General features: G+C 73.2%; 25 protein-coding genes and 1 pseudogene. 14 read left to right on the top strand and 12 right to left on the bottom strand.

What is annotated here, in order from left to right; translation table 11 throughout:
* Window positions 1–7: 7 nt before the first annotated feature.
* Both ABT245_RS36420 and ABT245_RS36415 read right to left on the bottom strand, forming a co-directional pair.
* Entirely contained in the window at window positions 8–1,780 is a 1,773-nt protein-coding gene (locus ABT245_RS36420; protein ID WP_351742450.1) for a hydrogenase maturation protein, read from the bottom strand.
* A gap of 394 nt (window positions 1,781–2,174) precedes the next feature.
* Window positions 2,175–3,725 carry a helix-turn-helix domain-containing protein gene (locus ABT245_RS36415; protein WP_351742553.1) on the bottom strand — a complete coding sequence of 517 codons (1,551 nt, stop codon included), beginning with the start codon at window positions 3,723–3,725 and terminating at the stop codon, window positions 2,175–2,177.
* A gap of 832 nt (window positions 3,726–4,557) precedes the next feature.
* On the opposite strand from ABT245_RS36415, the gene ABT245_RS36410 reads away from it, so the two are divergent.
* From ABT245_RS36410 to ABT245_RS36400, 3 genes are all read left to right on the top strand, one after another.
* Window positions 4,558–5,178, top strand: a complete 621-nt coding sequence (locus tag ABT245_RS36410; RefSeq protein WP_351742448.1) for an L-threonylcarbamoyladenylate synthase — start codon at window positions 4,558–4,560, stop codon at window positions 5,176–5,178.
* A 135-nt stretch (window positions 5,179–5,313) separates the two neighbouring features.
* Window positions 5,314–6,069 carry a dienelactone hydrolase family protein gene (locus ABT245_RS36405; protein ID WP_351742445.1) on the top strand — a complete coding sequence of 252 codons (756 nt, stop codon included), beginning with the start codon at window positions 5,314–5,316 and terminating at the stop codon, window positions 6,067–6,069.
* Window positions 6,070–6,175: 106 nt separating this feature from the next.
* The gene (locus ABT245_RS36400) at window positions 6,176–7,375 is read left to right on the top strand and encodes a glycoside hydrolase family 64 protein (protein WP_351742442.1); all 1,200 of its coding nucleotides are present in this window, start codon (window positions 6,176–6,178) and stop codon (window positions 7,373–7,375) included.
* A gap of 58 nt (window positions 7,376–7,433) precedes the next feature.
* Here the strand turns inward: ABT245_RS36400 and ABT245_RS36395 are convergent, their stop codons facing one another.
* A complete protein-coding gene (locus tag ABT245_RS36395; RefSeq protein ID WP_351742439.1) occupies window positions 7,434–7,562 on the bottom strand; it encodes a hypothetical protein in 129 nt (42 codons plus the stop codon).
* Between the two features lie 80 nt (window positions 7,563–7,642).
* Between ABT245_RS36395 and ABT245_RS36390 the strand changes: the two genes are divergently transcribed.
* A complete protein-coding gene (locus tag ABT245_RS36390; RefSeq protein ID WP_351742437.1) occupies window positions 7,643–8,671 on the top strand; it encodes an LLM class flavin-dependent oxidoreductase in 1,029 nt (342 codons plus the stop codon).
* A gap of 13 nt (window positions 8,672–8,684) precedes the next feature.
* A pseudogene (locus tag ABT245_RS36385) lies at window positions 8,685–9,101 on the top strand (DNA polymerase ligase N-terminal domain-containing protein); the annotation flags it as partial.
* Here the strand turns inward: ABT245_RS36385 and ABT245_RS36380 are convergent.
* Window positions 9,102–10,553 carry a SpoIIE family protein phosphatase gene (locus ABT245_RS36380; RefSeq protein WP_351742431.1) on the bottom strand — a complete coding sequence of 484 codons (1,452 nt, stop codon included), beginning with the start codon at window positions 10,551–10,553 and terminating at the stop codon, window positions 9,102–9,104.
* Window positions 10,554–10,901: 348 nt separating this feature from the next.
* Between ABT245_RS36380 and ABT245_RS36375 the strand changes: the two genes are divergently transcribed.
* Window positions 10,902–11,429, top strand: coding sequence for an SH3 domain-containing protein (locus ABT245_RS36375; protein WP_351742428.1), 528 nt, complete (start codon window positions 10,902–10,904; stop codon window positions 11,427–11,429).
* 192 nt (window positions 11,430–11,621) lie between these two features.
* Complete coding sequence (locus ABT245_RS36370) at window positions 11,622–12,407, top strand: helix-turn-helix domain-containing protein (RefSeq protein ID WP_351742425.1); 786 nt, start codon at window positions 11,622–11,624, stop codon at window positions 12,405–12,407.
* 363 nt (window positions 12,408–12,770) lie between these two features.
* Here the strand turns inward: ABT245_RS36370 and ABT245_RS36365 are convergent, their stop codons facing one another.
* On the bottom strand, window positions 12,771–13,142 hold the full coding sequence (locus ABT245_RS36365; protein WP_351742423.1) for a hypothetical protein: 372 nt from the start codon (window positions 13,140–13,142) through the stop codon (window positions 12,771–12,773).
* A gap of 131 nt (window positions 13,143–13,273) precedes the next feature.
* Between ABT245_RS36365 and ABT245_RS36360 the strand changes: the two genes are divergently transcribed.
* The 3 genes from ABT245_RS36360 (at window position 13,274) to hemC (ending at window position 16,287) form a co-directional block, all read left to right on the top strand.
* Complete coding sequence (locus ABT245_RS36360; protein ID WP_351742550.1) at window positions 13,274–14,227, top strand: ATP-dependent DNA ligase; 954 nt, start codon at window positions 13,274–13,276, stop codon at window positions 14,225–14,227.
* A gap of 124 nt (window positions 14,228–14,351) precedes the next feature.
* On the top strand, window positions 14,352–15,128 hold the full coding sequence (locus ABT245_RS36355; protein WP_351742420.1) for an NPP1 family protein: 777 nt from the start codon (window positions 14,352–14,354) through the stop codon (window positions 15,126–15,128).
* Window positions 15,129–15,351: 223 nt separating this feature from the next.
* Window positions 15,352–16,287: a hydroxymethylbilane synthase gene (gene hemC / locus ABT245_RS36350; protein ID WP_351742417.1), complete on the top strand. Its 936-nt coding sequence runs from the start codon at window positions 15,352–15,354 to the stop codon at window positions 16,285–16,287.
* Window positions 16,288–16,302: 15 nt separating this feature from the next.
* On the opposite strand, the gene ABT245_RS36345 is transcribed toward hemC, so the two are convergent.
* From ABT245_RS36345 to ABT245_RS36330, 4 genes are all read right to left on the bottom strand, one after another.
* The gene (locus ABT245_RS36345; protein WP_351742414.1) at window positions 16,303–16,827 is read right to left on the bottom strand and encodes a hypothetical protein; all 525 of its coding nucleotides are present in this window, start codon (window positions 16,825–16,827) and stop codon (window positions 16,303–16,305) included.
* 188 nt (window positions 16,828–17,015) lie between these two features.
* Window positions 17,016–17,873 carry an ABC transporter permease gene (locus tag ABT245_RS36340; RefSeq protein ID WP_351742412.1) on the bottom strand — a complete coding sequence of 286 codons (858 nt, stop codon included), beginning with the start codon at window positions 17,871–17,873 and terminating at the stop codon, window positions 17,016–17,018.
* On the bottom strand, window positions 17,833–18,693 hold the full coding sequence (locus ABT245_RS36335; protein WP_351742410.1) for an ABC transporter ATP-binding protein: 861 nt from the start codon (window positions 18,691–18,693) through the stop codon (window positions 17,833–17,835). The genes ABT245_RS36340 and ABT245_RS36335 overlap by 41 nt, the downstream gene beginning before the upstream one ends.
* Window positions 18,690–19,190 carry a MarR family winged helix-turn-helix transcriptional regulator gene (locus tag ABT245_RS36330; RefSeq protein WP_351742408.1) on the bottom strand — a complete coding sequence of 167 codons (501 nt, stop codon included), beginning with the start codon at window positions 19,188–19,190 and terminating at the stop codon, window positions 18,690–18,692. The genes ABT245_RS36335 and ABT245_RS36330 overlap by 4 nt, the downstream gene beginning before the upstream one ends.
* A gap of 267 nt (window positions 19,191–19,457) precedes the next feature.
* On the opposite strand from ABT245_RS36330, the gene ABT245_RS36325 reads away from it, so the two are divergent.
* Entirely contained in the window at window positions 19,458–20,252 is a 795-nt protein-coding gene (locus tag ABT245_RS36325) for an RNA polymerase sigma factor SigF (RefSeq protein WP_351742405.1), read from the top strand.
* 15 nt (window positions 20,253–20,267) lie between these two features.
* On the opposite strand, the gene ABT245_RS36320 is transcribed toward ABT245_RS36325, so the two are convergent.
* Window positions 20,268–20,582 carry an ANTAR domain-containing protein gene (locus ABT245_RS36320; protein ID WP_351742402.1) on the bottom strand — a complete coding sequence of 105 codons (315 nt, stop codon included), beginning with the start codon at window positions 20,580–20,582 and terminating at the stop codon, window positions 20,268–20,270.
* A 127-nt stretch (window positions 20,583–20,709) separates the two neighbouring features.
* On the opposite strand from ABT245_RS36320, the gene ABT245_RS36315 reads away from it, so the two are divergent.
* Window positions 20,710–21,519 (top strand): VOC family protein, encoded by an 810-nt coding sequence (locus tag ABT245_RS36315; RefSeq protein WP_351742400.1) that lies wholly within the window; start codon window positions 20,710–20,712, stop codon window positions 21,517–21,519.
* Between the two features lie 472 nt (window positions 21,520–21,991).
* Here ABT245_RS36315 and glgX read toward each other — a convergent pair whose 3' ends face one another.
* Both glgX and ABT245_RS36305 read right to left on the bottom strand, forming a co-directional pair.
* Window positions 21,992–24,121 carry a glycogen debranching protein GlgX gene (gene glgX, locus ABT245_RS36310; RefSeq protein ID WP_351742548.1) on the bottom strand — a complete coding sequence of 710 codons (2,130 nt, stop codon included), beginning with the start codon at window positions 24,119–24,121 and terminating at the stop codon, window positions 21,992–21,994.
* Between the two features lie 23 nt (window positions 24,122–24,144).
* Entirely contained in the window at window positions 24,145–24,660 is a 516-nt protein-coding gene (locus tag ABT245_RS36305) for a pep a2 (protein WP_351742397.1), read from the bottom strand.
* Between the two features lie 302 nt (window positions 24,661–24,962).
* Between ABT245_RS36305 and ABT245_RS36300 the strand changes: the two genes are divergently transcribed.
* Both ABT245_RS36300 and ABT245_RS36295 read left to right on the top strand, forming a co-directional pair.
* Window positions 24,963–25,262, top strand: a complete 300-nt coding sequence (locus ABT245_RS36300; RefSeq protein ID WP_351742394.1) for a DUF5133 domain-containing protein — start codon at window positions 24,963–24,965, stop codon at window positions 25,260–25,262.
* 70 nt (window positions 25,263–25,332) lie between these two features.
* Window positions 25,333–25,505: maltotransferase domain-containing protein (locus ABT245_RS36295; RefSeq protein ID WP_351742545.1), on the top strand; the 173-nt coding region annotated here is incomplete at its 3' end.

Below are 25,505 nucleotides of genomic sequence, written 5' to 3'. Positions count from 1 at the left end.
TTTCTTGCTACCAGGCGTCTGCGGGCGATGAGAGGTCGGCGCGGTCCGTTCCAGTGACGCGGGACCTGGTCGGGCCGCTGCGCTGCGTGCCGGCGCGCGGTCCGGTGGCGCGGGTGAGGTGCTGCGGTGTGCCGGACGGGCGCTGCTTGCGTACGAAGGCCCGGCGCAGCGCGTGGTAGGGGGCGTCCGGGTCGTCGAAGACGGCGCGCATCCGGGCCAGCTCGCGCTGCCTAAACGCGGCCAGGGGCTCGAGACACTCCTGGCGGTCCAGTTCCGCCTTCTTGGCCGCGATCCGGGACGGTGTCCCCGGCATCGTGGCGAGCCGGGCCGCGAGCCGGGCCGTCCGCGCCGCGAAGTCCCCGGGCCCGCACGCGAGCACCCGGTCGGCCAGGCCGGCCCGCAGGGCGCCCGCGGCGCTCACCGGCAGGGCGTCCGCCATCAGCCGCTCGGCCGCCGCCGCGCCCACCCGGCGGGGCAGCGTGTACGTCCAGTACTCCGACCCGTACAGGCCCATGAGCCGGTAGTGCGGGTTGAGCACGGCCCCGGAGCGGCACCAGACCTCGTCGGCCGCGAGGGCGAGCATCACCCCGCCGGCGGCGGCGTTGCCCGCGAGGGCGGCGATGACCAGCCGGTCCGTGGTGGTCAGGACCGCCTCCACGAGGTCGTCGACGGCGTTGATGTTCGCCCAGGACTCGGCGGCGGGGTCCGGGGCGGCCTCGATGACGCCGAGGTGGATGCCGTTGGAGAAGAAGTCGCGCCGGCCGCCCAGTACCAGTACGGCGGTGGGGCGTGCGCATGCCTCGCGGTAGGCGGCGAGCAGGCGCCGGCACTGCGCGGTGCTCATCGCGCCGCCGGGGAAGGAGAACTCCAGGAAGCCGACGTCGCCGTCCTCCCGGTAGCAGATGTCGCTCCAGGCGCGGCTGCCCGCGTCCGCCGTCGTCGCGGGCGGGAACTCGGGCAGGTCGGGCAGCCGGTCCCCGAGGGCCGTCACCGCCGGCAGCCTGACCGCGGGCGGCTGCCCCGCAACCCGTCTGCGGCGCAGTTCGGGGATCCACACGGCGCCGTCGGTGGTGGCCCGGCAGACCGCGCCGGTACGGGTGGCCAGCAGGGCTCCGGGCGCGCCGTGCAGCCGGTACTCGGGGTGGCCGCCGTGCAGGTACCACTCCTCGCCGCACAGGACGTCGAGCACGCCGGGCCGCGAGTCCGCGGCACGCAGCTTGCGCACGACGGTGCGGGTGGAGTCGGCGGCCCAGTCGATCCGCCGGACGCTCTGGTCGAGGTAGGGGCGGGTGCGCCCGGTCCGCTGCGGTACGGGCCGGTAGGTGCCCGAGGCGAAGCGCTCCACGGCGAGGGTCACGGCGGTCAGCGCGGCGTCGGCGATCTCGCCCCGGTACAGGTCGCTCTTGGCCACCTGGGGCAGCGGGCAGCCGACCGTCGCCCATACGGCGCCCGCGTCCATCTCCTCCTGTGCCTGCAAGACCGTGACACCCCAGGTCTCGGCGCCCTCGTGGATGGCCCAGTCCAGCGAGGAGGGGCCGCGGTCACCGAGCGGGCCGGGGTGCACGACGAGGCAGGGCCGCACCGTCCACACCTCGGCGGGGATCGCCGTCCTCAGCATCGGGGCGAGGACCAGGTGCGGGTCGTGGCGGTCCACGGCCTCGGTCAGGCAGTGGCCGGGCAGGGCGAGTTCCACCGCCACGGTGTGCCCGCGGTCACGCAGTTCGGCGTGGACGCGTTGGGTGAGGCTGTTGAAGGCGCTGGCCACGAGCAGGATGTGCACGGTGTTCTCCCGGCGGACGAGGGCGCGGGTCCGTCGGCCCGGCCGATGCGATCGTCGGGCATCCGCCGCTACGCTCCCGGGTGCCGGGCTGCCGGGTCACCCGAAAGCGGACGGCGGCACCGCCACCCGGCGGCGTGCTCCGGCCGGGTGTGAACTCCGCCCGCCGCAAGCCAGGCGTCGGCTCAACTCGGGTGCCGCGTACGGGACTTCCAGGACCGTGCCCGGACGTCGGCCGGGCTGCGCACCGCTGCCGGGGCGGGTCGCACGGCGGGGAGCGCACCGTGGGGGCGCGACCGGTCCCCCGTTCCGGTCGTGCCCCCATCGAGTGCCGAACCTACGTGCGCGACCGGCCGTGCGGGTATCGCGCCGGTGCCCGCTGCGGCGCCGCGAGGACTCACCCGTGCACAGCCGAGTCCGTTTGACCCTGTTTTCGGCCCTGTCTCGTGCGGCGCAGTACGGGCTCGGGGAGGTCACCGATCACCAGGTGGGCGAGGACGACCTCGTACAGGTCGCTGCCCGAGGCGAGGAGTTGGCGTTCCAGGACGGGTTCCGCGCTGCGGACGTGCTCGCGCACCGTCTGGGCGTGCACGCCGAGGTCCTGGGCGGCCCGTTCGGCGTTCGCGCCGGCGCCTATCCAGGCGCGCAGGGTGCCGCGCAGATCCCGTCCGTCGTGGGTCAGCCGGTCGAGCAGGTCATGGGCCCAGGTGCGGATCGCGGAGCCGGCGAGCAGCCCGCCGAGCCCGACGGCGGGCGCCTGGGCGGCCGGTCTGGGCCCGCCGGGCACGGCGCAGCCCGCCTGGGTGTTCAGCGCGAGGTGGACGGTGGCGCGGACGGCGAGGTCCGAGAAGTCGGTGTCCAGCAGCGCCTCCACGCGGTCCATGCGGGCCCGTACGGTGTTGCGGCTGACGCCGAGCACCTTGGCCGCGCTGACCGCGGTGTACTCCAGGCCCAGCCGGGTGGTGGCGAGCAGTTCGGCCCTGGTGTGGTGGGGCAGGGTGTCGAGCGGGCGCAGCAGGTCGGCGGACCAGGCGCGCAGGGCGACGAGGTCCATCAGCGTCTCCGGCTGGGTGCGTTCGGCGTAGACGGCCGTCTGCTCGGGGCGGAAATGGGCGACGGCGAGGGCGCTGATGGCCTGCCCGTAGGCGAGGGCGGTCTGGGCGAGGCTCTGCCGGACGCTGCCGCCGAGATAGGTGCCGGGGCGGCCGTCGACGAGCGGGCGCAGTCGCTCCTCCGCCGTGGCGGCGGGGCTGAGGACGATGACATGCCGGTCCATCGCGGGGCAGCGCACGACGAGGGCCCGGCCGCCGGTCGCCTCGACGCACTCGTCGACGAGCCGGTCCCGTTCCTCGGCGGCCCCCTCGACGACGTACACGCTGGCGGTGTCGGTGTCGAGCAGGCCGGGCCACAGGCCCGCGGCGACCCGGCGGGCGGCGACGATGTCCTCCACCATCAGCAGTTGCAGGATGGCCAGCCGCAGGTCGGCGGTGGCCCGGCTGAGCCGCCGCCCGGCGGCCGTCAGTTCCCTCTCGCGCAGCAGGAGTTCGACGACCGGGGCGGTGCGGGTCACGATCTCCGCGCTGCGCCGGTCGAACGGGGTGGCGCGGGCCACTGCCAGTACGCCCGTCGCCTCCCGGAACGGTCCGCGGTGGCGCACCGCGACCAGGCGGACGTGCCGCCCGCCGTCCGCCACCGCGGCGGACGAGATCCGGCCGCTCACCACGTCCGCGACCAGCGGGTCGGCGAGCGGCACCGGTTCGCCCGCGAGTACGGCTCCGGCGTCGTCCCGTAGGCAGACGGTGCCGTCCACGTTCCGTGCGAGCCAGTCGACGACCCGGCTCAGGTCTCGTCCGGTGGACCGCAGCTGGTCGAGGAGTTCCTCGGCCCAGGCGGCGTCCTCGCCGCGCGTCGTCCGTATGTGCGGGCCCTCGTCCGCCAGGCCGGCCATCTCGCGCTTCTCCTCGTCCATCCCGTTGACCCCGGTCTACGGGATGGACGCTACCCGACGCACGGCTCCGGCTCCGCTCCGGTTCCGCCCGGGCGTCTGCCCGGTGGGCCTTGTTCTCCGCCGGCGGTCCCGGGGGAAGGACCGCCGACGGAGCCGACCGACTCGGGCCGGGGGGGTGGGCCCGAGCGGCTTGTCCGTCGCTTTCCCCGACGGACCTGAGGTATGCCTACGGATCCTTCCCCCGGCTCTTCTGGGACGCCACCGCCTGCGCGGGCAGCGCGGGACGCCCGGGCGGGCCCCGCGCGGCGCGGGCAGCGGGGGCCCCGCTTTGACGGGGGTGCGGACGGGGTCTGTCTGGGACAGTAGCCCGCCGGGGGTGGGGGCGACGGGTGAGCGAGGCGAGTGCGCACCCGCCGACGAAGCCGAGGCGTCCCGCCCGCCGCCGGCCAGAAAACACCCGCACGACACACGCCGCCCCACCCGCACGCCCGCCCGGCTCCTCCCTGCGCGGCTCCCCGCACCCACCGCCACCACCGCTCCTCCGGCCACGCCCCGCCCCGCCGCCCGGCCGCACAGCGCCGCGCCGACGCCCACCCGACACAGCCCCCCACCACGCACACGCCGACCCGCCCCCGCACACTCAGCCTCCCCCACTGCGCGGCCCCCGCACACCCCATTGCCCGGCGACACCCCGCCGCGCCGCCACCGCCCCTCCTGCGCGCCCCCACGCCCCCCACGCCCCCGCCACGCCGCGCGGCGGCCGCGTGGTCCGGCCCATGGGGGTGTCCGGCTCAGGGCGGCGCGGGGGTGGGGGACGGCTTAAGCTCGGCGGATGGCGAAGTACTTCGACGTGCACCCCGACAATCCGCAACCGCGCAGCATCACCCAGATCGCCGACGCCGTGCGCTCAGGCGCCCTCATCGCGTACCCCACCGATTCCTGCTACGCCCTGGGGTGCCAGATCGGCAGCCGTGACGGCATGGACCGGATCCGTTCGATCCGCCGTCTCGACGACCGGCACCACTTCACCCTGATGTGCCGGGACTTCGCGCAGCTCGGCCAGTTCGTGCGGGTGGACAACGATGTGTTCCGGGCCGTGAAGGCATCGACGCCGGGCAGCTACACCTTCATCCTCCCGGCGACCAGGGAGGTGCCGCGCAAGCTGCTGCACCCCAAGAAGAAGACCGTCGGCGTGCGCATCCCGGACCACGTGGTCACCCAGGCGCTGCTCGCCGAACTCGGCGAACCGCTGCTGTCCAGCACGCTGCTGCTGCCCGACGAGGACGAGCCGCTGACCCAGGGCTGGGAGATCAAGGACCGGCTCGACCACGTGGTGGACGCGGTGGTCGACTCCGGGGACTGCGGCACGGAGCCCACCACCGTCGTGGACTTCTCCGGCGGCGAGGCCGAGGTGCTGCGGCGGGGAGCGGGCGACCCGGCCCGCTTCGAATGAGCCCGGACGAGCCCGGCCCACCGGACGAGACCCACTGCGCGCACGTGAATCCCGCGTGACAGCATGGCCCGTACACGCACCGCCGGGGGCGTCCCGCTCCCGGGCGACCACCCCCGCAGAAAGGCTCCCCCCGCCATGACCGCCGTACAGGGAACGACCGTGGACATCCCGACCGAGGACGGCGTCGCCGACGCCTATCTGGTCCATCCCGGTGACGAGCGTCCCCGTCCGGCCGTCCTGTTCTTCCAGGACGCGTTCGGGCTGCGCCCGCATCTTCGGTCGATGGCCGACCGGCTCGCCGAGGCCGGCTACACGGTTCTGCTGCCCAATGTGTTCTACCGGCACGGACGCGTCCCCGTCGTCGAGTTGCCCGAGTTCATCGACCCGGCCGAGGACCCGGACATCTGGCGGCGGATCGGCCCGGTCATGCAGTCGCTGACGCCCGACCTCGCGATGCGGGACGCGGGTGCCTGGCTGCGGTTCCTCGCCGACAGCCCGCCGGCGGCAGACGGCCCGGTCGCGGTGACCGGCTACTGCATGGGTGCCCGGCTGGCCCTGCTGACCGCCGGCACCCATCCGCAGCGGGTCGCGGCGGTCGCCGGGTTCCACGGCGGGCAACTGGCCACCGAGAACCCGGACAGCCCGCACCTGGTCGCCGAACACATCACCGCCGAGGCGTACTTCGGCCACGCCGACCGGGACTCCTCGCTGCCCCCTGAGCAGATCCGCCGGCTGGAGGACGCGCTGACCGCGGCGGGCGTGCGGCACCGGTGCGAGGTCTATCCGGGCGCCCGGCACGGGTACACACAGGCGGACACCCCGGCCTACGACCGGGAGGCGGACGAGCGGCACTGGGCCGCGCTGCTCGACCTGCTGGAGCGCACCTTGTGAACCGCGCCGTGCATTGACATGGCCGCGTCTCGACGGAACGCTGAGAGCGCTCTCATACAGGTACGGACCAAGCCCGTACGACCCCGACCCCACACGGAGGTGGAGAGTGCTCCTACGACTCACGCGCCCCACGCTGTCCCTGGCGGCCGCGACCGCCCTGGTCGGCGCGCTGCTCGCGCTCGGCGCACCGGACCGCGCCGATGCCGCGGTGCCGGACACGATCGCCCTGACGGTGACCCACAACTCCGGCCGCACCGACCCGGTGTACCTCTACGACATCGGCACCCAGCTCTCCACGGGACAGCAGGGCTGGGCCGACGCGAACGGCACGTTCCACGCCTGGCCCGCGGGCGGCAACCCGCCGACTCCCGCCCCGGACGCGGCGATTCCCGGACCCGCCGCGGGGCAGTCGACGACGATCCGGATCCCCAAGTTCTCCGGCCGGGTCTACTTCTCCTACGGCCAGAAGCTCGTGTTCAAGCTGACCACCGGCGGTCTGGTGCAGCCGGCCGTGCAGAACCCCGGCGACCCCAACCGGGACATCCTGTTCAACTGGTCCGAGTACACGCTCAATGACGCGGGGCTGTGGCTCAACAGCACCCAGGTCGACATGTTCTCGGTGCCGTACGCGGTCGGCGTGCGGCGCGCGGACGGCGGCGTGAGCACCACCGGTCATCTCAAACCGGGCGGCTACCAAGGGGTGTTCGACGGGCTGCGCGGTCAGCCGGGCGGCTGGGGCGGCCTGATCCAGACCCGCTCCGACGGCACCGTGCTGCGCGCGCTCTCGCCCGGGCACGGCCTGGAGACCGGCGCGCTTCCCGCGTCCGTCATGGACGACTATGTGGGCCGGGTCTGGAACAAGTACGCCACCTCGACGCTCACGGTCTCGCCGTTCGGCGACCAGCCGCGCACCAAGTACTACGGCCGGGTCTCGGGCGGCGTCATGAACTTCACCGACGGCTCCGGCACTGTGGTGACGAGCTTCCAGAAGCCGGACGCGGACAGTGTGTTCGGCTGCCACAAGCTGCTGGACGCGCCCAACGACGCGGTAAGCGGCCCGATCTCCCGCACGCTGTGCGCCGCCTTCAACCGGTCCACGCTGCTGACGAACGCCGACCAGCCCGACAACAACCCGGCCGGCTTCTACCAGGACGGGGTGACGAACCACTACGCCCGGCTCATCCACGGGCAGACGGCCGACGGCAAGGCGTACGCGTTCGCCTTCGACGATGTCGGCAACCAGGAGTCGCTGGTGCACGACGGCGGCCCGCAGCAGGCGTATCTCACGCTGGATCCGCTCAGTTGACGCGGGCGGCGTCCCGCGCGCGGAGCGGTTGCGCGTGCGGGACGCCGGCTGTGCCGCGTCAGCCGGTCGTGACGGCGGTGTCGTCCCCCACAAAGCCGGTCCGGCACAGGGAGTCCTCCACTTTGGTGAACCACCCAGGGGCGTCGCCCGAGACGAGGCCGAGCGTCGTCGAGGACGAGGTCATCATCCCGGTGGAGTGATCACACGCCCGCAATGTTCGCCTGCCACAATCGGGACGGACCTGACGTACGACCTCCGGAGGACCCCGTGCCGCCCACCGACCGCCCGCTGCGCAAGCTGGGCTTCCTCACGATCGGACTGTTCGACGCGGCCGATCCGGGCCGGGGCCACGAGTCCACGCTGGAGATCATCGAGCTGGGTGAACGGCTCGGCTTCGACAGCGCATGGCTGCGCCACCGCCATCTGCAGTACGGCATCTCCTCGCCGGTCGCCGTCCTGGCGGCGGCCTCGCAGCGCACCAGCCGGATCGAACTGGGCACCGCGGTCACCCCGTTGGGCTGGGAGAACCCGCTGCGCCTCGCCGAGGACCTGGCGACGGTCGACATCCTGTCCGGCGGGCGTCTCAACCCGGGCGTGAGCGTGGGCCCGCCGATGCACTACGACCAGGTCAAGGACGCCCTGTACCCGGACACGGCGGACGCCGAGGACTTCAGTCACCAACGGGTGCGCAGACTGGTGGACTTGGTGCGCGGCAGGCCGGCCACCGACTTCGGCGGTACGGAAGGCTTCGAGGTGTTCTCCCGGGTGGTGCAGCCGCACTCCCCGGGGCTCGGCAGCCGACTGTGGTACGGCGGGGGCAGCCTGCGCTCGGCGCGCTGGGCGGGCGAGCACGGGATGAACTTCCTGACGAGCAGCGTCGTCAAGGCCGAGGATCCGCAGGAGAGCCGGGACTTCGCCGAGATCCAGCTGTCCCACATCCGTGAGTTCCGCGCCCACCACCCGGACGGTGACGCGGCCCGTGTCTCCCAGGGCCTGGTGGTGATCCCCACCGACTCCGCGACGCCCGGGCAGCGCGCCAAGTACGCCGAGTACGCGGCGCGGCGCCTGCCCCGCACCACGTCCCCGCAGGGTCCGGCGCGGCTGCTGTTCGCGCCCGACCTGGTGGGCAGTTCGGCCGAGATCGCCGAACGGCTGCACGCGCACGCCGCGTTCCGCGAGATCGACGAGGTGGCGTTCGCGCTGCCCTTCACCTTCGAACACGAGGACTATGTGCAGATCCTCACCGACATGGCAACCGTGCTGGGCCCCGCGCTCGGCCGCCCGGCCACCATCTGACTCACCAACGGCCGGGCCGGGTACCGGTGATCGGTTCCGACGACCTGCCGTCCACCCCCACCGGCACCTCACCGGCCAGGACTTCGAGGGCGTCATCCCGCGGGGCGAGTACGGGGGCGGGACGGTGATCGTCTGGGACCGCGGGACGTATGAACCGCTCAGCCACGACCGTGCCGGGCGGCCGGTCGACTTCGCCCGGTCGCTGGCGGACGGGCACGCCACGTTCCGGCTGCACGGCACCAAGCTGCGCGGGGAGTACGCGCTGACCCGGTTCCGGGGGCGCGACGGGGAGGACGCCTGGCTGCTGGTCCGCAAGGGCCCGGGCGCCTCCTTGGGGCACGGCACCCCCGATCCGCGCCGGGCCCGCTCGGTCCGCACCGGCCGGACCCTCGCCCAGGTGGCCGCGGACGACGGATCCCCGGCCCGGTGATCACTCCTCGGGCAGCGGCTGCTCCGCCCAGATCGTCTTGCCGCCGCCCGTCTGCCGGCTGCCCCAGCGCTGGGTGAGCTGGGCGACCAGCAGCAGCCCGCGGCCGCCCTCGTCGAAGGCGTGCGCCCGGCGCAGATGCGGGGAGGTGGAGCTGCCGTCGGAGACCTCGCAGATGAGCGCGCGGTCGCGGATCAGCCGCAGCTGGATGGGGGGAGCGCCGTAGCGGATCGCGTTGGTGACCAGTTCACTGACGACGAGTTCGGTGACGAAGGCGATCTCCTGAAGGCCCCAGGCGGTCAGCCGGTCGATCGCCGCCTCCCGGGCCGTGCCCACGTGCGCGGGGTCGGGTGGCACGTCCCAGGTGGCCACGCGGTCGGCGCCGAGCGCCCGGGTACGGGCCAGCAGCAGGGCCACGTCGTCGCCGGGCTGCTCGTCGAGGACCGCCTTCAGCAGCCTGTCGCACAAGGCGTCGGTCGTGTCCGCGGGCGTGGTCAGGGCCCGCAGCAGCCTTCCGGTCGCCCGGTCCACGTCGAGGTCGCGGCCCTCGACGAGGCCGTCGGTGTACAGGGCGACGAGCGAGCCCTCCGGCAGTTCGAGTTCCGTCGCCTCGAACGGCAGACCGCCGACGCCCAGCGGCGGCCCCGCCCGCAGCGGTACGAGTTCCGCGTCGGCGCCGGGCAGCGCGACGGCCGGCGCCGGGTGGCCCGCGGCGGCCAGCGACAGCCGGCGCGAGACCGGGTCGTAGACGGCGTACAGGCAGGTGGCGCCCAGTTCGGCGACCTCGCCGCCGTCGCCGTCCGCGACAAGGTGGGTGACCAGGTCGTCCAGGTGGGTCAGCAGCTCGTCCGGGGCCAGGTCCACGTCGGCCAGGGTCCGTACGGCCGTGCGCAGCCGTCCCATGGTCGCCGAGGACTGGATGCCGTGCCCCACGACGTCGCCGACGACCAGGGCGACCCGGCTGCCCGACAGGGGTATCACATCGAACCAGTCACCGCCGATGCCCGCCAGCGACCCGCAGGGCAAGTGGGCCACGTCGACCGCGGCCTTCTCGGGGATGCCGAGCACCTGGCAGGCCTTTTCGTTGAGGCGGAGGTAGCGCTGGCGGGTGTCGAAGACCGACATGGACATGGACGCCTGCTGGAAGGCGTGCTCGGCCAGGCCGTGGCCGGGCAGGGCCGCGGTGACCACATGGCCGCCGGGCCGCCCGGCCGGGCCGAGCACGGGGCCGGCCGTCAGGGCCAGCTCCATGCGGTGGCCGTCGCGGTGCCGCAGGGCGACGACCCCGGTCTGCGCGTCGAAGGTCCCGGGTGGCATCTGCTCGGCGAGCAGGCTGGCCGCGGGCCTGCCCACGATCTCCTCGGCCCGGTGACCGGTCAGCTTCTGCGCGCCCTCGCTCCACGCCGTGACGATCCCGAGGGCATCGATCACCGCCGTGGGCACGAGATGCTCCATATGCCCCAGAATGATCCCATCGGCGCCCCGCATCAAGCGCGGCAGCGGACGACCCCACGCTCGCGGGGCGCCCGGCACGGCCGGGGCAGCGCCCCTCCGGTCGAAGGCGCGCGGGGAACCACGCGACCGGCCACGACGGCACGGCGGACGAAGGACGCGCCCGGCCCGGCGTCCCCCTTCGGAAGGTCCGCACGGCATCGGCGGCCGTATCGGCGGCGGGCGGTCCGTCCCGGGCACGTCCCCGGCGTCCCGCGGGACACGGGAACGGCATTCTGACCGATTGCCACGGAAACGCTGGCTGTCGTGATCACGGCTCGTGGTCACGAGAACGACAGCCCGGAGGTTTCCATGATCCGACGGACCGTGAAGAGCGGCCTGCTGGCCACGATCGCGGTGTTCGCGCTGCTGCCCACGGCGGCGTCGGCCGCCGATGCGGGCCGCACGGCACCGCTGCCCGCGGCGGCCGCGGCAGCCCAGCCCGCCCTCCCGTCAGTGCTGCCCGGCCCCGCCCGGCACGCCCCGGCGCGGCACGGCGTCGAACACCGGCGGCACCACTGGCACCACTCGCACTACGGGCGCCATGGGCACCACGCCACGCACCGGGTGCACGGCATCGCCCTGCGGACCGCATACCGGCAGGGCCTGTCCACCACGGGACGGGTGACCACCCGCCACGTCCGGCTCAACGTCCGGTCCGGCCCGGGCACCGGGTACCGCGTGGTCGGCCACCGGCACGGCAACCGGCTCGTGGCGATCACCTGCAAGACACACGGTTCGCGGGTGTCGGGCAACCGGACCTGGTACCGGCTGGCGCACCACAGGGGCTATGTCTCCGCACGCTACGTGCGGGTCGGCACCGCCGTGCCCTGGTGCTGACGGTTCCGGCCCGCCCCACGCCCTGACCGTCGAAGGCCCGTTCGGGAACCCCGTGTTCCCGAACGGGCCTTCGGGCTGTCGCCACCTCACCCCTCTTCTGCCACAGCCCGGTTGGGCCGCTCTCCGGCCGGGAAGCCATGGCGACATCAGGGGCGAAGTGCCCATAGCGGAAAAGGAGTCGAGGGACGCACCATGCGGCAGCCGCCACCCCCCGGACCCACCTGTGCCGACGAGCCGCTGGCGGTGCGGCTGCGCGCACTCAAGGACCGTACGGGACTGAGTCTGGCGGCGCTGGCCGCCCGCACCCCGTACAGCAAGTCCGCCTGGCACCGGTATCTGACCGGCCTCCAGCGCCCGCCCCGCTCCGCCGTCGAGGCGCTCGCCCGGCTCGCCGACGTCGACCCCGGCCCGGTCGTGGCGCTGTGGGAGGACGCCGACGGCCCGCCGTGCCCGCGGGTGCCCATGCTCAGCCCGCCACGGTCCCGGTTGCCGCGGCTGCCGCTGTCGGCGCTCGCGCTGCTGGCCGTGGCCGCCGCCACGGCCGCCGCCTTCGCGGTCTTTGGCCGGCACGGGCCGCAGGGGGCGCAGAACGTCGTGGCGGCACCCCGCTGTCACGCCACGTCGTGCCGGGGCGCCCTGCCGGACACATCGGCCTGCGCGCGGGACGCACGGACCGAAAGCGCCGTCTCGGACACCGGGTACGACGTCCGGCTGCGCTACTCGCCGGCCTGCGGAACCGCCTGGTCGGAGGTGCGGGTGCGTTCGCCGCGTGCCCGTGAGGTGTCGGTGCGGGCCGGCCAGGACGTGCTGTCGGCGACCTATTCCGCCGCGGAACCCACCGGGTACACCAGCCCGATGCTCGCGGTGCCCTCGTCCCGGGGCGTGGAGGCGTGCGCGGCGGTGGCGGGCAGGCTGGCCTGCACGGGCCTGTATGTCGACGCGTCCGACGAGGGCGCGGATCCCGGGGCGGGACGGTGAACGCCGAGAGTTCCCGCCTGGGGGTTCCGGTCGCCCCGGACTGCCGCCCCGGGCTGCCGCCGTGGGCGGAGCGCCCTGGGCGGAGCGCCCTGGGCAGAGCGCCCTGGGCAGAGCGCCCTGGGCAGAGCGCCCTGGGCAGAGCGCCCTGGGCAGAGCGCCGTGGGCGGCATGGCGACGGCGAGCGCCCCCGTCAGCCGGTCGCCGGTGCGGTAGGCCATCAGGAACCGCCCGTCCGCCGGGCCGTCTTCCACCACCGCGGCCTCGTCATGACCGCGCGGCAGCCGTACACCCGGAACCGCGTGCCGTACCGGTCCGACCAGAAGGACCAGAGGGAGCAGAAGGACCACAAGGAGGGGACCGGCGCTAAGGGTCTGCGGGCCGCGCCGCCGAGGCGCGCATCAAGGCCGTGCGGGTCCAGGCCGGCCGGGGTGCGCGGACGGCGGGCCGGCCGTCCGCCGCCCCCGCGGTCACCCCGCCCGCCTGACCGGCGCCGCCGTCGCCACCGCGGTCACCCCGTCCGTGCGACCGGCGCCGCCGCACGGGGGTGGTCGCCCAGGGCCGTGCCGCCGGCGCTTCGGCGCCGCGGAACTCCTCGCGGTCCGCGAGGAGTTCGCGTGGTCCGTCGGCCGCCAGGCGCCGGTCCTTCCCGGCCGGCCGGGGCGGTGTGGCCTTCTGCGGCGCGGGCCCGGCCTCCCACGTGCCCAACTCGTCCCGGCGGAAGGCCGGTCGGCGCACGCCCGGACGTCGCCGTGCGCGGGCCGCCGGGACGGGCCCGTTCAGGGGAACCGGCGGGAAAAGGCGCGTGAGCACACCGGAGGCGGTCGACACCTTCTGCCGTGACCGCGACCCTTGCGACGATCCCGCCGATGCTCGCCATCCCCGGCACGCTGCCGCCCGCCGTCCAGGACGCCCGGTGGGCCTACGAGACCAAACAGGACGGCCAGCGCGTCATGGCCTATCTGCCCGGTGACGGCAGCCTGCTGCTGCGCGCCCGCTCGGGCGAGGACATCACCGGCGCCTACCCCGAACTGCGCGCGCTGGGCGGCGCCCTGGGCAGCACGCCCGCGATCCTGGACGGTGAGGTGCTGGCCCTGGACGACCGCGGACACGCCGACTTCCAGTTGCTGCAGAGCCGCATGGGCCTGGCGCACGCCCCCGACCGGGCGGCGCGCCGGGCGGCCCAGGCCCCCGTCCACCTGGTGCTGTTCGACGTGCCGCACCTCGGCCGCCCGCTGCTCGCGCTGCCGTACGCGCTGCGCCGGACACGGCTGGAGGACCTGGGGCTCGACGGCCCTCACTGGTCCACCCCGGCCGCCGTGGTCGGGCACGGCGCCGAGGCGCTGCGGGCCACCCGGGAGCACGGCCTTGAGGGTCTGGTGTGCAAGCGGCTTGACTCGGTGTACGAACCGGGTGTGCGCTCCCGCGCCTGGATCAAGATCCGCAACATGCGCACCGCGGATGTCGTCGTGGGCGGCTGGCTGCCGGGCAAGGGGCGGCTCACGGGGCTGCCCGGCGCGGTGCTCGTCGGTCAGCGAGCCGCCGGCCGGCTGCGGTACGTCGGCGGGGTGGGCACCGGATGGAGCGAGGCCGAGCGGGCGGAGCTGGCGGCGCTGCTGCGGGCCGCCGGGACCGGCGTGTGCCCCTTCGCCCCGGTCCCGCGGATCGCCGGGGCCCGCTGGGTGCTGCCCCGGCTGGTCGGCGAGGTCGGCTACAGCACCCGTACCCGGGCGGGGCTGCTGCGTCAGCCGTCCTGGTACCGGTTGCGGCCGGACCTCACTCCCGAGGAGTCGGCCGCCGACCTGCCCGACGACGCCGTGTGACGGGCGTGCCGGGAGCCAAGTGTTGGGCGCGGCTTCACCGGTGGGACGCCCGGGCCTTCTTGGCAGCGCACTGATCGCCCGCGATCCTGAACTCCCCTGCCCCACAACGCCGTTGGAGGACGCAGTGTCGTCACGGACGTTCCGTGTCCGGCCCGGGCGCTGGCTCACCGGGCTGGCCGGTGCCGCCGCCCTCGTCATCGCCTTCCCCGCCGTCGCCTTCGCCGCCCCGCCGCCGGCGCTGCCCGTCAACGCCGAGGCGGCGGAGCTGACGTACCAGCCCGCCTTCGACTACGACACCGACGGCTGCTACTCGTCGCCCGCCATCGGCCCGGACGGCACGGTCAACGGCGGTCTGAACCCGACGGGCGCCCTGAACGGTCAGTGCCGCGACGCCTTCGACCTGGACAACACCAACGGCTACTCGCGCTACAAGTGCAACAACGGCTGGTGCGCCTATCTGTACGGGCTGTACTTCGAGAAGGACCAGGCGCTCGCCGGTACCGCCATCGGCGGCCACCGGCACGACTGGGAGCATGTGGCGGTGTGGGTGCAAAGCGGCCAGGTGCAGTATGTGTCGACGTCCAACCACGGCTCGTTCACCGTGCACGCGGCTTCCTCGGTCCGCTTCGAGGGCACGCACGCCAAGATCGTCTACCACAAGGACGGCATCGGCACGCACTGCTTCCGGCTGGCCGGCTCGGGCGACGAGCCGCCGGAGAACCACAAGGGCACCTGGCAGTACCCGCCGCTGGTCGGCTGGAACGGCTATCCGGCGGGACTGCGTGACAAGTTGAGCGCGTACGACTTCGGCAGCGCCAACTTCGGCCTGAAGGACGCGGGTTTCGCCTCGCACCTCGCCTCGGCCAAGCCGTCCGGCATCGCCTTCGACCCGTACGCCTGAGCCCGCGACGGCCCCGCCCCGCCGCGGTGGAACGCGGCCCCTGCCGGGCCGGCCGCCGCCCGACGGAGGCGGACGCACCACCCCCACCGAGCCGCACGACGACCGGGACCATCCGACGGCAGACCGACCCGGAGCGGCACACCACCCCCACCAAGCCGCACGACGACCGGGAAGCATCCGGTGGTAGGCCGGCGGAGGCGGGGGGAGGGTCTATCGTGGGTCCATGGCCGTCCCGGAACTCATCCGTATCGTCTCCCGTGATTCGCCCATGGCCCTCGCCCAAGTGGAGCGCGTCCGTGCCGAGCTGACGGCGCTGTACCCGCAGGTGCGCACCGAGGTCGTGCCGGTGAAGACGACCGGGGACAAGTGGCTCGGTGACCTCTCCCTGGTCGAGGGCAAGGGCGCGTTCACCAAGGAGGTGGACGCCGCTCTGCTGGCCGGTCGGGCGGATCTCGCGGTGCACTGTGTGAAGGATGTGCCGGCCGACCGGCCGCTGCCCGCGGGCACCGTGTTCGCCGCGTTCCTGAAACGCGACGACATCCGCGACGCGCTCGTCCACCCGGGCGGTCTCACCCTGGACGAACTCCCGGCGGGCACCCGCGTCGGCACCTCCGCGGTGCGCCGCGTCGCCCAGCTGACCGCCACCCACCCGCACCTGGAGTGCGTGCCGCTGCGCGGCAACGCCAACCGGCGGCTGGCGAAGCTCGCCGCGGGCGAGGCGGACGCGCTGCTGCTGGCGGTCTCCGGGCTGGAGCGGATCGGGCGGCCCGACATGATCAGCGAGGTGCTGTCGCCGGAGACGATGATGCCGCCGATCGGCGCGGGCATCCTCGCCCTGCAGTGCCGCGAGGACGACGCCGACCTGATCGACGCCGTCAGCGGTCTCGGTGACCCGGGCACCCATCGCGAGGCGACGGCGGAACGCATGTTCCTGCACGTTCTGCAGGGGCACTGCAACAGCCCCATCGCCGGTTACGCCCGCGTGGAGAGCGGCGGCGAACTGTCCCTGCGGGCGTGTGTGTTCACCCCCGACGGCAAGACGCGGCTGAACGCCCATGAATGGGCCGGCCGGCTCGATCCGGCCACCCTGGGCACCTCGGTGGCGGTGTCCCTGCTGCGGCAGGGCGCCCGCGAGATCATCGACGGCATCCCGCACTGACCGCCCGCGCGGCGCTCAGGCCCCCTCCGGCTCCGCCTGGTCCCGCAGGAACGTGCTCACCTGGTGGGCCAGGCCGCCCTGGCAGGCGCCCGCCGGGGCCGCCGCGGCCGGGCCCTCCGCCAGCCCGATGCCGCCCGCCCACAGCCGGCGGTCGGTCCACTCCTCGTCGACGCGCAGCTGCACCTGGACGTCCACCTGGGCCAGGGACGCCTCGGCGCCCGCCGCGTACAGCACGGCGGTGACCCGGCGCAGCGGGTGGACGTCGAAGCCCTCGATGAACTGGGAGTTGCGCCAGTCGATGAACGCGCCCTCCCCGTCGGGGCCGACCCGCACATCGATCTGGCCGTCCTCCAGCTGCACGGAGCAGTGCCGCGCGCCCCGGTTCTCGACGGTCACCCGGACGCTGAAGTACGTCAGCCCGTCAGCGGCGTCGTCACGCCCGCGCGGCGGCTCCACCGTCTCCAGACGGTGGACGCGGACCCGCAGACCGGCATGCTCGTCATACTCCTGCCAGTCACCGACCACGTTCGGCTCGTACACAGCGCTCCTTTCGGCCTCGGAGAGCTGCTGTCTATCTGTGCGTTCAGCGCACTGTCAAATGAGCGGAATACGCCATCGCCAGGCGATTCGCCCCCTTTGATCGCTGATCAAGCGTTGCGCAGCGGGAATCCGCTCAGCGGGCGTCCAGAGGGTGCGCGGCGCGTGCCGCACATCACGTCCCGGCAAGATCAGCGAGCCAGCCGGCCGAGCAGGGACGAGGCCGCGGCGATGCCGAGGGCGGCGGCGACGGCGAGGACTCCGAAGTCGAGTGCCGGATGCGCGGGGGTGCCGAGGAGCAGACCGCGCAGCGCGTCCACCTCGTAGCTGAGCGGGTTCACCTTGCTGACCGCCTGGAGCCAGCCGGGCATGACGGACAGCGGGTAGAGGGCGTTGGAGCCGAAGAACAGCGGCATGGTGATCGCCTGCCCGAAGCCCATCAGACGGTCGCGGCTGAGCACGATGCCCGCGATGGTCATCGACAGGCAGGAGAAGAAGGCGGAGGCGAGGACCACGGCCAGTGCGACGCCCAGCAGCTTCAGCGGGTTCCAGCTGAGCGCGACCCCGAGCAGCGCGGCGATGACGATGACGACGACGGCCTGGATCAGCGATTTCACGCCGGCGGCGAAGGCCTTGCCGGTGATGAGCGCGGAGCGCGGGGTCGGGGTGACCAGGAGCTTGTTGAGGATGCCGGCATCGCGTTCCCAGATGATCTGGATGCCGTAGAAGATGGCGATGAACATCGCGGACTGGGCGATGATGCCGGGCGCGAGATAGTCGATGTAGGGGATGCCGCCGGTGGGTATCGCCCGGATCCGGGTGAAGGTCTGGCCGAAGATCAGCAGCCACAGCGCGGGCTGGACCGCCCTGGTGTACAGCTCGGTGCGGTCGTGGCGCAGCTTCTGCAGTTCGACGGCGCACATCGCGACGACCCGGGCGGGCAGCAGCCGCCAGCCGGCGCGGGGCTCGGGCGGGCGCAGCAGCAGGGCCCCGGCGTCCGGGGCGCCGTCAGCCGACGCGGCGGGCGGTGCGGCGGGTGCTTCGGACATCGCGGAAACCTCCTGACTGGTCGTCGAGACCGCTGCCCGCGACATCCCGGAAGACGTCTTCCAGCGTGGGCGGCGGGTCCGTGGCCGGCGCGCCCTCGGCCCTGCGGCGATCGGCGAGCCGCCGCCGCAGTTCGGCCGGGGTGCCGAGGGCCCGGATGCGTCCGCGGTGCATGAGGGCGACACGGTCGCAGTACTGGTCCGCCTCGTCCATGGAGTGGGTGGTGACCAGGACGGTCATGCCGGTGACGGCGCGGACGGCGTTGATGTGGTCCCACACGCCGGTGCGGGCGATCGGGTCGAGGCCGATGGTCGGCTCGTCGAGGATCAGCAGCCGGGGCGCGCTGACCAGGGCCTGGGCCAGCTCCAGTCGGCGGACCATGCCCCCGGAGTAGGTGCTCGCCAGCCGGTCGGCGGCGTCCGCGAGGCCGACGGCGGCCAGGGCCTGGCCGACCCGGGCGGCGCGTTCGCGGCGGGGGATGTCGAAGACCCGGGCGAACAGGACGACGTTCTCCCGGCCGGTGAGGCCGGCGTCGGCGGACAGTTGCTGCGGGACGTAGCCGAGCAGGCGGCGCACCGCCATGCGGTCGGCGGCGGGGTCGTGGCCGAAGACACGGACCATGCCGGCGGGGACGGGCAGCAGCGTGGTGATGCAGCGGATCGCCGTGGTCTTGCCGGCGCCGTTGGGGCCGAGCAGCCCGAAGACCTCGCCCTCCCGCACGGCGAGATCGAGCCCGTCCACCGCCCTCGTCTCGCCGAAGCTGTGCACGAGGCCGGTGCAGGCGACGGCCTCAGCCGGGCCCGCGGTGGTGTCGGACGTCATGATTCCTCGGCCTCCTCGCGCAGGGTGACGGCCAGCCGGTGCAGCGCGGGGAGCGCCGCGCGCAGGGCGTCGCGTTCCGTCTCGGTCAGCCGCGACACATGCCGGCCGACCAGGGCGGCCCGGCGGCGCTGCCAGTCGTGCAACCGTCCACGGGCCGCCTCGGTGAGGTGCAGGCGCGCGGCACGCCGGTCGGCCGGGTCGGTCTCGCGGACCAGATGGCCGTCCCCGGCGAGCCGGTTGACCAGTGTCGACACGGAGTTGTCGGCCAGGTGCAGTTCCCGGGCGGCCTCCTTGATGCCGATGCCGGGCCGGGTCTGCACCAGGCGGAGCAGTTCCACCTCGGCGCCGCGCAGCCGGGGACCGGTCAGTCCGCCGCGCAGCCGGCGGCGGATCAGCCGCTGGATCCCGACCAGGGCGTCGGCCAGTTCCTCGGAGAAGGGCTCCGCCGTCGCACGGCCGGCCCGCGCGCGGTCGGCTGCCGGGCGATCCGTTTCCATACGAGAAGATTACCTCTCCTACAGAGGTATTTCGCTTTGAGGAAGACCAAAGGGCAAGTCAAGAAGCGTAGGCTGGATATCAGCCTTTAGACGGATTTGTTTCGACATAACAGGTCATGGGAATCTCCAGAAAAGTGCTTCGGACAGGAGGCACGTCCGTGGGGGCTCGGCCCGCAGGTGCCGCCGCCCCGGACCCTCCCACCGGTCCGAGCGCGCGTCTCCCACGCTGTCCGTCCATCCGGCACACGCTGAGGGAGGTGCGCACCCATGACGGGTACCACCACCAGGGCCAAGCCCCATCCACACGACGACGCCCCCGACACGGCCGCCGCGTTCGAACGGCTCACGGCACTGTCCGAGGGCCCGGAGCGCCGGGCGCTGCGCGACGAACTGGTCGGGATCTGGCTGCCCATGGCCGAACGGATCGCCGTCCGCTTCCGCGGCCGGGGAGAGGCGCTGGAAGATCTCTACCAGGTGGCGGCGCTCGGCCTGGTCAAGGCCGTCGACCACTACGATCCCTCCCGTGGCCGGGCCTTCGAGGCATACGCGGTGCCGACCGTCACCGGCGAGATCAAGCGTCACTTCCGCGACCACATGTGGACCCTGCACGTACCGCGCCGGGTCCAGGATCTGCGCAACCGGGTCCGCGGCGCCGTCAAGGAACTGGCGTCGGCGACGACCGGCCGGGTGCCCACGGTCGCCGAGATCTCCGAGTACACACGGCTGACGGAGGCGGAGGTGCGCACCGGCCTTGAGGCCCTGGAGTGCTTCGCCGCGCTGTCCCTGGACGCGGAGACACCCGGCGCCGACGGCCGCTCCCTCGGCGACACCCTGGGCGCGCCGGATCCCGGCTTCGATCTCGTCGTCGACCGGGCGGCCGTACGACCCTGCCTCGAGGCGCTGCCCGAACGCGAGCGCACCATCCTCTACCTGCGGTTCTTCCGCGGTATGACACAGAGCCGGATCGCCAGCCAGCTGGGCATCTCGCAGATGCACGTCTCCCGGCTGATCAGCGGCTGCTGCGACCGGCTGCGCGAGGAACTGCTCGCCGACCCGGGCTGAGGCCGGGGCCGGCGATCACTCCGTCGGCGTCCCCGGGAGCTGCGTCGGCCCGTACCGGTCGAGCGCGTCCTCCAGTTCGGTGACGATCTCGGGGGGCATGTCTCCCGTACGCCCCCAGATGAGGATGAGTTCGGCGACATTGCGGAGTTTGATGTTCGTGTGCTGCGAGACCTCCTTCAGCACGGCCCACCCCTCGTCGGGGGTGATCCGGCCGAGCGCCACCACCATGCCGATGGCCTGGTCCACGACCGCGTGGGAGGTGACCGCCTCCTTCAGCTGGTGCACCTCTTCCTCAAGCTCGAAGATCCGGTCCGGCTCGCCGTCGCCCATGCATCCATCGTCGTCATTCGCCCGGCCGCCTGCCACCGGACCGCTCGACAGGCAAGGGAAGGGGTTCCGGTTGGACACTGGTGACAGACCGGGGGCCACCGGTCGATGAGATCAGGACGCGACTGTGATGAACCATGACACGCCCCTTGCCGGCGAACCGAAGAAGAAGGACGTCATCTCCACGCACTCCGTTTTCGGCGCACCGTGCTGGGTGAGTCTCACCAGCCGTGACCTCGGGGCCACGGCGGACTTCTACTCGGCCGTGCTCGGCTGGCGGTGGCGCAGTGTCCGGCTCGGCGACCACTTCCGGATCGCGCTGGCGAACGGGGTGCCGGTCGCCGGGATCGCCGCGGTCGCCGCCATGTGGCAGATGGCGGTGGCATGGACACCGTATTTCGCGGTGCGGGACGCGGACGTGGCCGTGAGCCGGGCCCGTGAGCGCGGCGGTACGGCCGCGGTCGGACCGCTGTCCTTCCCGCCCGGCCGGGCGGCCCTGCTGGCCGACCGGGACGGCGCGACCTTCGGGATCTGGGAGGGCCAGCTGATCTCCAACTGGGAGTCATGGCGGCGGGCGTCACCGACCTTCATCCGCCTGCACACGCGCAACGCCTTCGACTCGGCCCTCTTCTACGGCGAGATCCTCGACTGGGCCTCGGGGCTGCCCGGCTGCTGCGAGGTCGAGTACGAGGGCGGCGAGGTCGTGCTGCGCAGTGAGGGTGCGGTCGTGGCCCGCATCGACTCGGGCGCGGTGGAGGCGGCGCCCGATCCCGGGGTCCGGCCGCACTGGCAGGTCCACTTCTTCGTGACCGATGTGACCACGTGCGGGCGGGCCGCGGAGAAGCACGGGGGCAGTGTGCTGCGGGAGGATGCCGCCGAGGCCGTGCTGCGCGACCCTGACGGGGCGCAGTTCACGGTGACTTCGCGGCGCGGACGGTGACCTGAGCGGTCCGCTTTTGGCGGGGTTCGGCTTGTTTGGGTTGCTGTGGGTTTCCGGGTGCGGTGGGATCTGTTCGTCGTTCCGGTGCGGTGGGGTGGGGTGGGGTGGTGGGGTTGGATCCGTCGTCGTTCGGGTGCGGCGGTGTGGGGGCCGATCGCGCAGTTCCCCGCGCCCCCTTGCAGGGGCGCCAGCCAGTCGTTCGGGTGCCGGAGCGTCGTGGTTGATCGCGCAGTTCCCCGCGCCCCCCTTGCGGGGGCACCAGCCCGTCATTCCAGCGCAGCAGCATCGTGGGTGATCGCGCAGTTCCCCGCGCCCCCCTCGCAAGGGCACCAGCCCGTCATTCCAGCGCAGCAGCATCGTGGGTGATCGCGCAGTTCCCCGCGCCCCCCTCGCAAGGGCACCAGCCCGTCGTTCGGGTGCGGCAGCGTCGTGGGTGGGCGGGTTGTTCGGCGCGTGGCCTGGTCGGGTGCCGCTAGTCGTTTCGGTGCGGGAGTGTCGGGGAGGGGTGGGAGAGGAGGGTCAGGCTGCGGGAGTCGACGCGTAGCCGGGTGCCGGGTTTGTGTTCTCGTTCGTCCGGGATGCCGTCGGGGGCGGCGGTGTCGATCAGGGCGGTCCAGCGGTCGCCGTACCTGGCGTCGGGCAGGCGGAAGTCGATGGACTCCCAGTAGCTGTTGAGGAGCAGCAGGAACGAGTCGTCGATCACCCGTCGCCCGTAGGCGTCGCGTTCGGCGATGGCGTCGCCGTTCAGGAACACGCCGACCGAATGCGCGTCGGAGCGCTGCCAGTCCCGGTCGGTCATCTCGCGCGCGTCGGGCAGCAGCCACACCAGGTCGGGCAGCGGCTGTCCGGCGTGGGTGGCCGTCTCGCCACGGAAGAAGCGGCGCCGGCGCAGCACGGGGTGGGCGGCGCGCAGACCGATGACGTACCGGGTGAAGCGGGTGAGCGCGCGCTGCTCGTCGGTCAGCCGCCAGTCGATCCAGGAGATCTCGCTGTCCTGGCAGTAGGCGTTGTTGTTGCCGCGCTGGGTGCGGCCGAGTTCGTCGCCGTGGCACAGCATCGGGATGCCCTGCGACAGCAGCAGCGTCGCCAGGAGGTTGCGCTGCTGGCGGGCCCGCAGTGCGAGGACCGCGGGATCGTCGGTGTCCCCTTCGGCGCCGCAGTTCCAGGACCGGTTGACGCTCTCGCCGTCCCGGTTGCCCTCGCCGTTGGCCTCGTTGTGCTTGTCGTTGTACGAGACGAGGTCGCGCAGGGTGAAACCGTCGTGCGCGGTCACGAAGTTGACGCTGGCCCGCGGGCGGCGCCTGCTGTGCGCGTAGAGGTCCGAGGACCCGGTGAGCCGGGAGGCGAACTCGCCGAGCGAGCCCGGCTCCGCCCGCCAGAAGTCCCGTACGGTATCCCGGTACTTGCCGTTCCACTCCGACCACAGCGGCGGGAAGTTGCCGACCTGGTAGCCGCCCTCCCCCACGTCCCAGGGCTCGGCGATGAGCTTGACCCGGCTGATCACGGGGTCCTGCTGGATCAGGTCGAAGAACGCCGACAGCCGGTCCACCTCGTGGAACTGCCGGGCCAGGGTCGCCGCGAGGTCGAAGCGGAAGCCGTCCACATGCATCTCGGTGACCCAGTACCGGAGCGAGTCCATGATCAGCTGGAGTACGTAGGGGTGCCGCATCAGCAGGCTGTTGCCGGTGCCCGTGGTGTCGTAGTAGTGCGCCCAGTCGCCGTCCACGAGGCGGTAGTAGGAGGCGTTGTCGATGCCGCGGAAGGAGAGCGTGGGGCCGTGCTCGTTGCCCTCGGCGGTGTGGTTGTAGACCACGTCGAGGATCACTTCGAGCCCGGCCGCGTGCAGCGCCTTGACCATCGCCTTGAACTCGTTGACCTGCTGGCCGCGGGTGCCGAACGCGGCGTAGGCGTTGTGCGGCGCGAAGAAGCCGATCGTGTTGTAGCCCCAGTAGTTGGACAGCCCGCGGTCCTGGAGCACGCCGTCCTGCACGAACTGGTGCACGGGCATCAGCTCGATGGCGGTCACGCCCAGCGAGGTCAGGTGCTCGACGATGGACGGGTGGGCGAGCGCGGCGTAGGTGCCGCGCAGCCGCTCCGGGACGTCCGGGTGGGTGCGGGTCAGACCGCGTACGTGCGCCTCGTAGACGACGGTCTCGGCGTACGGCCGCCGCGGCGGGCGGTCGTCGCCCCAGTCGAAGTACGGGTCGGTCACCACGCCGAGCATGGAGTGCCCGGCGCTGTCGGCCGGGGCGGGGCCAAAGGGGGCGCGTTCGTAGAGCGAGGCGTGGTTGTCGATCTGCCCGTCGACGGCGCGCGCGTACGGGTCGAGGAGCAGCTTCGCCGGGTTGCACCGGTGGCCGAGTCCGGGGTCCCAGGGGCCGTGCACACGGTAGCCGTAGCGCCGGCCCGGCCCGACGCCGGGCACATAGCCGTGCCACACGAACCCGTCGACCTCGGTCAGCGGGAGAGGGGTCTCGGTGCCCGCGTCGTCGACCAGGACGAGGTCGACACGTTCGGCGACCTCGCTGAACAGGGCGAAGTTGGTGCCCTGCCCGTCGAAGGCGGCGCCCAACGGGTAGGGGTGCCCGCTCCACACGGGCACCCCTGTGGGGGACGTCGACGCCGTCACCGGGCGCCCTCCGAGGCGGCGGCGGGCGCGCCCGCCGCCCGGGCCGCCAGTGCGGCGACCGGAGTGTCGCGCGGCACCCGGCGCATCTGACGCAGGGTGGGCGCCGGGGCCGTCGGGATCAGGGGGACGCGTTCGCCCGCGCGGGCCCGCTGCGAGAACCAGATGATCTTGCTGCCGGTCTGCGACGCACAGCACCCCCAGCCGTCGCTGATCGCCGCGATGCGGGCCAGGCAGGCCCGCAGATCCTGGTCGGGGCGCAGATCACGGTCGTCGTCGCCGACGGCGGTGATGAGATGCTGGCCGTTCCACCACATCTCGATCGAGGCGTGCTTGTCCGTGGCATGTTCGTCGATGGCCCGCAGCAGCAGTTCCGTGCCGCTGCGGACGGGGACCACGAGATTCTCCAGGTCCCAGTGGCGTAGGCGGGCGGCCAGGATGCGGCTGACCTGTCCCACCCGCTCGGGGCTGACTTCCACGTCGAGGTGGTAGTAGCAGGGCACTGCGGTCTTCATCGTCGCTTGCTCCTCACCGGCGGAACTCCCGCTCGTCATCGCCCCCCACGGGCATGGGCCCCGATCACGGAGCGTCGAGCGCTGGTCGCTTCTGAGTCAGATCCACAGTGGCGGCACTACGCCATTCGTGCAACAGGAGCACACCAGAGGTGGTTGAAGAACCAACAAGACGCTGCGTGCTCATACGTGCACCATGGGTGAAATGCCTCGATCGCCGTAACGGACCCGTGCCGCCGAGTGCCCGGAGTCCACCCGACCGTCGGGAGACGGCCCGGTCGAGGGCGTGGAGGGTGAACACGGCCATGCTGATACCCGCGAAGGCCGAGGCGGCCGGGCAGTTGGCGCGGTACCGGGCGTGGGACCGCGCGATGCTCGCGGCGCCGTCCGACCGCGCGGCGCGGGCCACGTTCGAGGACGCGGGCCACACCCTGTGCGTGCTCAGGGGGAAGCCCTGCGCGCGGGAGGCCGCAAAGGCCGCCGAGCGCTGTCTGCGGGGCGGCCGGGACGGCTGCCGACGGGAGCGGGGCGGCGGGCCGCGACGCCGGGGCGGGATCCGGCGGGCGCCCCCGGTGAAGCCGCGTTCCAGGGCGGCGAGGCACTGAAGGTTCCCGCGCAGACCGGATCCACGGCCGGGCCCCGGGCCCGGCTTCGCGCACGGCGGAGGTGAGACCCATGAGTTCGACTCCGGCCATCGGCCGCGTCCCGGTACGCGACGTCCGGCCGGCCGTGGAGTACGGCAGGCGCCCGGCGAAGGCGGTCGTCGGGGAGACGTTCGAGGTGTCCGCGACCGTGTTCCGCGAGGGGCATGACGCGGTGGCCGCGAATGTGGTGCTGTGCGATCCCGA

Source organism: Streptomyces sp. NPDC001508 (assembly GCF_040298665.1).
GTDB lineage: Bacteria > Actinomycetota > Actinomycetes > Streptomycetales > Streptomycetaceae > Streptomyces.
Note: the sequence above shows the minus strand (reverse complement) of the source record. Positions and strands in the feature narration are given on the sequence as shown.